This is a genomic window from Synechococcus sp. R55.2 (assembly GCF_047462075.1).
Taxonomy (GTDB): domain Bacteria; phylum Cyanobacteriota; class Cyanobacteriia; order Thermostichales; family Thermostichaceae; genus Thermostichus.
In genome coordinates this window covers 1-1,122 of the sequence record NZ_JANSIH010000081.1, presented here as the reverse complement: position 1 = coordinate 1,122, position 1,122 = coordinate 1, and the positions used below count along the sequence as shown (strand labels likewise).

The following is a 1,122-nucleotide window of genomic DNA, read 5'->3' as shown; positions in this document are numbered from 1 at the left end:
CGGTGGGGCTGCTGACCCGCTCCACTCAGCGCAGCATCCAAACCCAGGTGGAACGGGCAGGGCAAACCGTCAGCCGGCAACTGAATGCTGCCATCGACCGGGCCAGGGCCAAGATCGACAACCTGATTCGGGATCGCCGCCTGCCCAACAGTGCCCCCACCGATGCCCAATTTACCTCTGCCCTGACCAACGATGGCACGGCGGTGCCTGCAGAGCCCTCGGATCCCTATACCCTTCCCGATGAGCGGCGCTTTTTGCTGAACTACAACGCCCTTGTTCCGGATCCCCAGGATCCCAGCCGACGAATCCAGGTGCGGCGGCAAGCCCCAGCCTGGTGGTTCTTGGTGGATACCGATAACAATGGCCTCAACGACTCTGTAACAGTTTATACCATCCTCTACGCCCGTCGCGCTCCGGTAGAGGGCCAATCTGGATTGCAGGGTTTTGAGGAAAACATCAGCGATACCGAGCGGGCGCGGCGACTGGTGATGCGCGGCGGGCCTCTTCAAGGATCCGCCCTGGCAGGGTGTAACGATTCCCCTGTCAACCAAACCGCCAACCCCAACGTGGGAGATTGGTTCCAGGTGGGCTCTGCGCTGTACAAGCCCTTTCAGGTGTACGCTGTAACTTTGCCCATTGAGGGAGCCGACTCCACCACCCGCGCCGTTTCGGCTTTGCAATTTCAGCAAGATCGGCGGCGGGATCTGCTGAACAAGTGGGGGGTTTTCAACCGCGGCGACGTGGAGTTTTTCTTTACTCCTGGCTACAACTGGAACGGTGCTATCTACGCAGGCGGTAGCCTTTTCTTCCGGTACACTGCCAACAACTTGTTCCGGGCTTTCACCATCAGCTCGGAGCAGTCTTGCTTCTACATGCCGCCGGAAAACTCCGAGATTACCGCCTTCGGAGAGTTGGTGGCAGGGGCCATTGGCTACGCCGGACAGGAGGCGAGCGATACATTGATCTTTGATGCCCACCCTGGGGTGGCGGATGTGCCGCCAAGTACGCCGCTTCCCCGCCTGAATAACCTCAATTTCGATTCAGTTCAGAACTCGGCAGCCCCCGAAATGGTAGCTCTGGATCCGCTGGAGCTACAGCTTTTTGGTCGCATTCGTACCCGCG

1 pseudogene is annotated in these 1,122 nt (G+C 59.4%); it reads left to right on the top strand.

Going from position 1 to position 1,122, the window contains the following annotated elements:
- Window positions 1–1,122 (top strand): annotated as a pseudogene (locus tag NW838_RS02935) (type II secretion system protein); the annotation flags it as partial.